This window comes from Stenotrophomonas sp. NPDC077659 (assembly GCF_050268705.1).
Classification (GTDB): Bacteria; Pseudomonadota; Gammaproteobacteria; order Xanthomonadales; family Xanthomonadaceae; genus Stenotrophomonas.
Genome location: NZ_JBNNHG010000161.1, coordinates 1 through 8092, shown reverse-complemented (window position 1 = coordinate 8092; position 8092 = coordinate 1). Strand labels below are relative to the sequence as shown.

6 protein-coding genes are annotated in these 8092 nt (G+C 67.2%); all 6 read left to right on the top strand.

Features of this window, described 5'->3' with window-relative positions; translation table 11 throughout:
- Positions 1 to 185 precede the first annotated feature (185 nt).
- The 6 genes from ACQKDV_RS16875 (at position 186) to ACQKDV_RS16850 (ending at position 7550) form a co-directional block, all read left to right on the top strand.
- Complete coding sequence (locus ACQKDV_RS16875; RefSeq protein WP_427785261.1) at positions 186 to 662, top strand: hypothetical protein; 477 nt, start codon at positions 186 to 188, stop codon at positions 660 to 662.
- A 3-nt stretch (positions 663 to 665) separates the two neighbouring features.
- Positions 666 to 2906 (top strand): methyl-accepting chemotaxis protein, encoded by a 2241-nt coding sequence (locus tag ACQKDV_RS16870; RefSeq protein ID WP_427785260.1) that lies wholly within the window; start codon positions 666 to 668, stop codon positions 2904 to 2906.
- A 78-nt stretch (positions 2907 to 2984) separates the two neighbouring features.
- Positions 2985 to 3758, top strand: a complete 774-nt coding sequence (locus ACQKDV_RS16865) for a flagellar brake protein (protein WP_427785258.1) — start codon at positions 2985 to 2987, stop codon at positions 3756 to 3758.
- Positions 3759 to 4068: 310 nt separating this feature from the next.
- On the top strand, positions 4069 to 4560 hold the full coding sequence (locus ACQKDV_RS16860) for a chemotaxis protein CheW (RefSeq protein WP_427785256.1): 492 nt from the start codon (positions 4069 to 4071) through the stop codon (positions 4558 to 4560).
- Between the two features lie 137 nt (positions 4561 to 4697).
- A complete protein-coding gene (locus tag ACQKDV_RS16855; RefSeq protein ID WP_427785254.1) occupies positions 4698 to 5081 on the top strand; it encodes a hypothetical protein in 384 nt (127 codons plus the stop codon).
- A gap of 96 nt (positions 5082 to 5177) precedes the next feature.
- Positions 5178 to 7550 (top strand): methyl-accepting chemotaxis protein, encoded by a 2373-nt coding sequence (locus tag ACQKDV_RS16850; protein ID WP_427785253.1) that lies wholly within the window; start codon positions 5178 to 5180, stop codon positions 7548 to 7550.
- Positions 7551 to 8092 lie beyond the last annotated feature (542 nt).

Below are 8092 nucleotides of genomic sequence, written 5' to 3'. Positions count from 1 at the left end.
GGATGCATCCCGCCGACACCCGACCCCGGCATCCACGCGTGGCGTGGATCTACTGAAAATCGGCCTCAACCCAATGGATCCATGCCGTGAACCGGTGGATCCACGACATGCGTGGATGCATGTGATCCATCCCCTTCAGCTTCACCCCGTCACGCCGCTATCTGAGAACGTCCCCAGCAGGCCCGATGATGCCCGCCAGCGCCGAACCCCTACGGGCACCCGCCCCGCGCTGGCCAGCACTGGCCGGCATCGCGCTGCTTGCCGCCTGGCTCGGCGGGACACTCCCCGTCCTCTGGCTGCAGACGGCCCGCACTGAAGCGAGCGCAGCCGGCGACTGGACCGCCGCGCAGCTGCTCGCGCAGATCCCGCCGGCGATGCTCACCGCCAGCCGCCAACACCCCGTGTTGCTGCGCCAGGCCGGCCACTGCCCCTGCACCATCGGCACCGTCCCCGCGCCGGGGGGCATCACCCGCGACACCGCCCTCGCCCTGCCCTTCGATTGGCTGGTCCTGCACGACCAGCGACTGATCTACGCCGGCCCAGCGCTGCTCGGGCCCGGCTGCAGCCGCAGCCCCCTCACTGCCGTCGCCCTGGTTGGTCAACTGCTGCGCCGCCCGCAGGCGCCACTCATTCTTTCCACCCCATGCCCATGCAAGGAGTAGCGCATGCACGGACTCTCCCCTCCCCCCTCTTCCCCGGCCGGCCACGAAACGCCGCCGTTCCTGCGCGCCATGTCGGCCAGCGCGGACCGACTGTTCCTGGCCGTCACCGCGGGTCTGGTCCTGGCCTCGCTGGGCCTGGCCATACACAACGGCCAATGGAGCCCATGGCTGGCGGTCTCGCTGCCCACCCTGCTGGTGGTCGCACTGCAGATCCATGGCCTGCCCGGTACCCGCATCAGCCGCTGTACGGTAGCCCTGGCCTGGATGGTGCTGTCGGCCACGCTGATCCACCAGACGCACGGGAAGCTGGAAACCCACTTCACCGTCATCGTGCTGATTGCCCTGCTGCTGTACTACCGCGACTGGCTGCCGATCATGGTCGCCGCCACCGCGATTGCTGCGCACCACGCGCTGTTCTACGCGCTGCAGGTGCGCGGCCTGCCCTATCCGGTATTCGCCAGCGGCAGTGGACTGGGCGTGCTGGCCCTGCACGCACTGTACGTGGTGGTCGAGGCCGGCCTGCTGTCGGTGATGGCGGTGCAGATGCGTCGGCAGCTGCTGCTGCTCGGCCATGATCCCCAGCAACTTGCCCAGCTGGCGCGCGGGCTGGCCGAAGACCGGCCGCTGCCTGACAGCCTGCAATCAGCACGGTTCCCGCGCGATTCGCTGGCCGCCGCACTGGTGCTGACCGGCAACCAGCTGCGGCAGCGGCGTGCCCGTGAACATGCCGCCGACGGCGAGTCACTGCGCATCCGCACGGCGCTGGACGTTGTCACCACCCACGTCATGATTGCCGACCGCGAGCGCAACATCGTCTTCGTCAACCGGCCCCTGCAACGCATGCTGGCCGCTGCCGAAGCCGACCTGCGCCGCGACCTGCCGCAGTTCGATGCCACCGACCTGCTCGGGCGCAGCATCGACATCTTCCACCGCAACCCGGCCCATCAGGCCGCGCTGCTCGACGGCCTGACCAGCACCTACCGCGCACAGATCCGCGTCGGCGGCCGCCGCATGCGCCTGATCGTCAACCCGATCATCGACGATGCCGGGCACCGCCACGGCTTCGTCGTGGAATGGGCCGACCGCACCGTTGAACTGCAGGTGGAGGAAGAGCTTGGCCAGATTGTCGAAGCGGCATCGCTCGGCGACTTCAGCGGCCGCGTCGGCACCGCCGGCAAGGAAGGGTTCTTCCTGCAGCTGGCCGAACGCCTCAACGGCCTGCTCGATGCCAATGCGTACAGCATCGAACAGATCTCGCACCTGCTCGCGGCGTTGTCACGCGGCGACCTGACCGTGCGCATGCACGGTGAATTCCACGGGCTCTACGCGCGCATCCGTGACGACGCCAACACTACCGTGGCCCAGCTCACCGCCATCGTCGGCAGCATCCAGTCTGCGTCGGCCACGCTCACCGGCAGTGCCGGCGACCTCTCGCGCGGCAACGGACACCTTGCTGACCGCACCGAACAGCAGGCCGCCAACCTGGAGGAAACGGCGGCCACGATGGAAGAACTGACCGCCACCGTGCGCCAGAACGCCGAGCATGCGCACCAGGCCAACCAACTGGCCAGCGGTGCGGCTGATGTGGCCGGCCAGGGGGGTGCCGTAGTGGGCCAGGTCGTCAGCACCATGTCAGCCATCCAGGCGTCCTCGAAGAGGATCGCCGAGATCATCGCAGTCATCGACGGCATTGCCTTCCAGACCAACATCCTCGCCCTGAATGCGGCCGTGGAAGCCGCCCGTGCCGGCGAGCAGGGTCGCGGCTTTGCCGTGGTCGCCAGCGAGGTGCGCACACTGGCGCAAAGATCGGCGGCGGCCGCCAGGGAAATCAGGGACCTGATCGATGATTCGGTCGGCAAGGTCGCCGAAGGCTCCAGCCTGGTGCAGCAGGCCGGCAGCACCATGGGGCAGATCGTGCAGGCGGTGCAGCAGGTCAACCAGATCATGGGCGAAATCTCCGCTGCATCGCAGGAACAGAGCGCCGGCATCGAGCAGGTCAACCACAGCATCGCGCAGATGGATGCCACCACACGCCAGAACGCCGCCCTGGTGGAGGCATCCACCCATGCCACGCACGGCATGGCCGAACAGGCCGGCCTGCTGGCCGAGGCCGTCGCACGCTTCCAGATGAACGAACGCGATCCCGACCCGGCAGACAGCGTCGAACATGCTCGACTGAAGCGCTCGCCGTCGAGCAGGCTCGACGCTACGCCCCTTATAGAACGTGATGTATTTCACACTTAATAATCGGCGGTCACGGCCGATACCCCTTTCAAGCCACGCGCCAACGGGCGCCGGCCCCCGCCCCTGAACCAAGATTCCATGTCCGACGGCCACGACAACGACCTGCACGACGCACACGCGGCCGACGCCGCTGACGAACGCTTCCTGGTGCGCAACCCGCGCCAGCTGCGGCAGCTGCTGCGTTCGCTCATCGACCAGCGCTCGTTGATCAACGCCCATGTCGACGGTCGCGACCGCTCCTTCCCCACTGCCCTGCTCGAGCTGGACGACGACGACGACGTCCTGCTGTTGGATGGCAGCCCGCAGGAAGCGTCAAACCGCGCCGCCGAACAGGCCGACCACCTGCTGTGCTTTGCCCAGCTTGAACGGGTGCTGGTGCGCTTCCGCCTGCAAGGCCTGCGGCGGGTGGACAACGATGGCCACGTAGCCTTCCGCGCGCCCCTGCCCGAAGAACTGGTGCACCTGCAGCGCCGCGAACTGTACCGCCTGGAGACCCCCATCACCGATTCACCGCAACTGGCGCTGCCGGCCGGGGAAGCCGGTGCGGAGGCCCTGTCCATGCGCGTGGTCGACATCAGCGGCGGCGGCCTGGCGGTGACCGTCGCCAGCGATTGTGCGGTCTTCAGCCTGCAGAAGCGCTACAGCGCCACGCTGTCGATGCCCGACGGCCCGGATCTGCAGATCAGCCTGGTGGTGTGCAACATGCTGCCCCAGCGACAACCCAACGGGATCGAGGTCAAGCGGATCGGCATGCGCTTTGACGATCTGCCGCGCGGTGGCGACAGCGCCATCCAGCGTTACATCTTCCGCATCGACCGCCAACGCAAGGCGCGCCAGAACGGCGAGATGTAACGCCACCCGACCGGTAGTGCCGGGCGCTGGCCGGCAACGCTGGAAACAAAGCGGGTCCACCATTGCCGGCCAGCGGCCGGCACTACCCATCCGGGGCCGAAGCAGATCCACGCCATGCGTGGACGCCCAGTGCCCCGGTAGATCCACGCCATGCGTGGATGCCCAGTGCCCCGGTAGATCCACGCCATGCGTGGATGCCCAGTGCCCCCGGTAGATCCACGCCATGCGTGGATGACGCCCCACTAAAGTCCCCCCGCACGGGGCCGATATCGAGCCTGACACCGGCACTTCCGGCAGACCAGGACCCTCGATGAACGACAAGACCAGCTCCGCCGCCAGCGCAGATGGCGAATTCCTCAGCTTCACCCTCGGTGCCGAGCACTATGGCGTGGACATCCTCAAGGTGCAGGAAATCCGCGGTTACGATGCCGTCACCCGCGTCCCCGACGCGCCGGATTACATCAAGGGCGTCATCAACCTGCGCGGCACCATTGTTCCGGTCATCGATCTGCGCCTGAAGCTGCGCCTGGAAAACGCGCGCTACGACGCCTTTACCGTGATGATCGTACTGAACGTGGACGACCGCGTCGTCGGCATCGTCGTGGACAGCGTCTCGGACGTGATCCCGCTGTCGGCCGAACAGATCCGCCCCACCCCTGAATTCGGCGCCGCCGTCGATACCCGCTTCATCTCCGGCATCGGCACCCACGACGACCGCATGCTGATCCTGCTGGACATCGAAACCCTGCTGGACAGCGCCGACATGGGCCAGGCCAGCGTGGTCGAAGACGCCGCCGCCTGAGCAAACGGACTCCGCTCACGTTTTTTTTACAGAGCCCTTCAGTTCCCTGCGGCGCAGCCGATAGGGGGACAGGAGCCCGGTCGCGAAGGAGCGCGCCACGCCGGATCGCCCTTCCCAATCCCCGGAGAATCACCCAGATGAAGTCCCTGCTTGCGTTCGTTTCGGTCGCCGTCCTGGCCACCACCGCCTCCTCCGCCTTCGCCCAGTCGGCCGACATGATCCCGCCGGAACTGGCCCCGCGTTCGGTCGGCAAGGACGGCATGGTCTGTGGCAAGGTCGAAAAGGCCCGCTACGCGGAAGGTTCCGAAGGCCAGCCGACCTTCCTGTACATGGGCGGCGCCTTCCCCCGCCACACCTTCTCGGCACGCATCGCCGGCGAAAACCGCGGCAAGTTCAACTTCCCGCTGGAAACCCTGGAAGGCAAGACCGTGTGCGTGATCGGCAAGATCCAGCGCGATGCCTCGCGCGCCGAAATCGAAGTCAGCTCGCCGGCAGGCCTGAAGCTGGCCAACATCAAGTAATCCGCTGTCCATCACCACGCCGGCCACGCGCCGGCGTGGTCTGCTGCAACCGGGCCAGACGCCCGGGCGCGTCTGCCCTAGGAGATCGCAACGCCCATGCCGTGGATCAACAACCTCAAACTGATGCCGAAACTGATGGTGACCTTCGGTGTCATCCTGCTGGTGATGCTGCTGCAGGGCATCGTCGCCTATCGCGGGCTGCACTCACTGAACAATGTGACCACCGAACTGGCGGGCTCCCGGATGGAAAGCATCCGCATGGCCGGCGAAATGCGCGGCATGGTCGGCGAGTACCGCAGCGCGTCCTATCAGCAGTTGATCCGCGCCAGTGATGACGTCAAGGCCGACGCACGCAACCGTGCCAAGGAAATCCGCACGCGGATGGACAAGGCCATCGTCGAGTACCCCACGCTGATCGACAACGCCCAGCAGAAGAAACTGTTCGATGCGTTCGCTGCCGACTGGAAGGCCGCGCTGGCCTCCTATGACAGCGTCACCGAAATGCTGGAGCTGGACCTGCAGGACGATGCCATCGACACCTTCGTCGGCGAGACCCGCACCAAGCACGGGAAGGCCACTGATGCGCTGGCATCGCTGATCGCCGAAGACAACCGCCTGGCCCGCGCATCGCGCGACGAGGCATCCTCCACCTACGCCGCCTCGTCCACGCTGATGGTGATCGCCCTGCTCGGCGGCGCCGCACTGGGCCTGGTGCTGGTGTGGCTGTTCGCCCGCGCCCTGGTCGGCAGCGTGCGTGGCGCCGTCTCGGTCGCCAACGATGTCGCCGGCGGCAAACTGGACGGCCATATCGATGTCAGCCGCCAGGATGAAGTGGGCGAACTGATGCAGGCCATGCAGCGCATGCAGCGCGACCTGCGCGAGCGTATCGAGACCGATGCCGCCGTCGCCCGCGAAAACCTGCGTATCCGTACCGCGCTCGATTACAGCTCGACCGGCGTGTACCTGACCGACCACAACAACACCATCGTCTACAGCAACCGCGCGCTGCAGCAGACGCTGGCCCACTACCAGGACGACGTGCGCCGCGACCTGCCGGACTTCGACGCGCATGCGTCGCTGGTCGGCAAGCCGGCGACCGTGCTGGAACACCGTGGCGAGATGGATGCCAGCCTGGTGGCCAATCTCAAGGCCCACGGCGTGGCCCGCCGCCCGATGCAGTACGGCGATGCGCAGTTCGCCCAGGTGGCATCGACCATCCGCAACGAGGCCGGTGACACCGTCGGCTACGTGGTGGAGTGGCGCGACCGCACCCAGGAAGCCGAGGTCGAGGCTGAAGTGGCACGCGTCATCGCCCAGGCCGCCGCAGGCGATCTGGCCGGCCGCATCGATGCCAGCGGCAAGGAAGGCTTCTTCCTGCAGTTGGCCCAGCAGATCAACGGCCTGCTGGACGCCAACGCCAGCAGCATCGAACAGACCTCCGGCCTGCTGGCCGCCCTGTCGCAGGGTGATCTGACCGTGCGCATGCACGGCGACTACCAGGGTGTGTTCGCCCGCATACGTGACGATGCCAACTCGACCACCGCGCAGCTGAGCGAAATCGTCACCCGCATCAAGCAGTCCAGCCGCGCGATCAGCTCGGCCGCAGGCGAGATCGCTTCGGGCAACAGCGACCTGTCGCGCCGCACCGAGCAGCAGGCAGCCAACCTGGAAGAAACCGCCGCCTCGATGGAGGAGCTGACGTCGACTGTCCGCCAGAACGCCGAACACGCCCGCCAGGCCAACCAGCTGGCCATCGGCGCACACAGTGTCGCTTCGCAGGGGGGCGAGGTGGTCGGCCAGGTGGTCACCACCATGTCCGCCATCGAAGCCTCGTCGAAGAAGATCTCCGAGATCATCTCGGTCATCGACGGCATCGCGTTCCAGACCAACATCCTGGCGCTGAACGCTGCCGTGGAAGCCGCCCGTGCCGGTGAACAGGGCCGCGGTTTCGCCGTGGTCGCCAGCGAAGTGCGCACCCTCGCCCAGCGATCGGCCGCAGCAGCCAAGGAGATCAAGAGCCTGATCGACGATTCGGTCAGCAAGGTCAACGACGGCTCGGCGCTGGTGCACAAGGCAGGCGCAACCATGGGCGAGATCGTCGCCTCGGTGCAGCGCGTGACCGACATCATGGCCGAAATCTCGGCGGCCTCGCAGGAACAGAGCGCCGGCATCGAGCAGGTCAACCAGACCGTGGTGCAGATGGACGAGACCACCCAGCAGAATGCGGCGCTGGTGGAAGAAGCCACCGCAGCGGCACGTGCGATGGAAGAGCAGGCCGGCCACCTGAGCGATGCCGTGTCGATCTTCGTTGTGGACGAAGCCGAGACCGCGGTCGCCCCGCGCGCCCCGGCCCCGGTCCCGCGCGCGGTCACCCCGGCACCGGCCCAGGCAGCCCCTGCAGCCCGCCGCAGCACCGGCGGCCGCGCCCTGGCCGCCGAGCTGGCAGACGGAGACTGGCAGGAGTTCTGATTCCTGCCCACCGGGGGTCGGATCCCTTTTCCGAAGGAAAAGAGCTCTGACCCTGGCCTTTCGGAGACGCCCTGGCCCATGCCGGGGCGTTTTCGTTTCCGGGGTTACCGGGTTCCCGGTTCGCCAGCCAACGGCGAAGCCCCTCGGGGTGTGCGCTCGGTGTGCCGGGATTCTGTGGGTGGGCCGGGCGGGTGGGCTGCGCAGGGGACGCCGTTAACCCGTCCATGGGGGCTTGGCCGCGGCATCCATGCCGCGGACACCCCTGCGCAACCCACCCGCCCGGCCACGGACAGTTTCCCGCGCGTCAACCCCGGATTGAAGAAAGAAGAGCAAGAGCAAAAGCAACAGCAACAGCTTCACCTCTCCCGGGGACAGAGCCGTTTTCCGCAGGAAAACGGCTCTGTCCCCCAATTCCGTCCCGATGACAACACAGCTCTTGCCGTCCGCCGACGCGCTGCATGGCAGGCCGGGTCGGGGTGGGCAGGCAGGACCGCAGGCGCCATGGGCCCGAGGCATGCCTCGGGCGGGTTGGGCAGGACGCC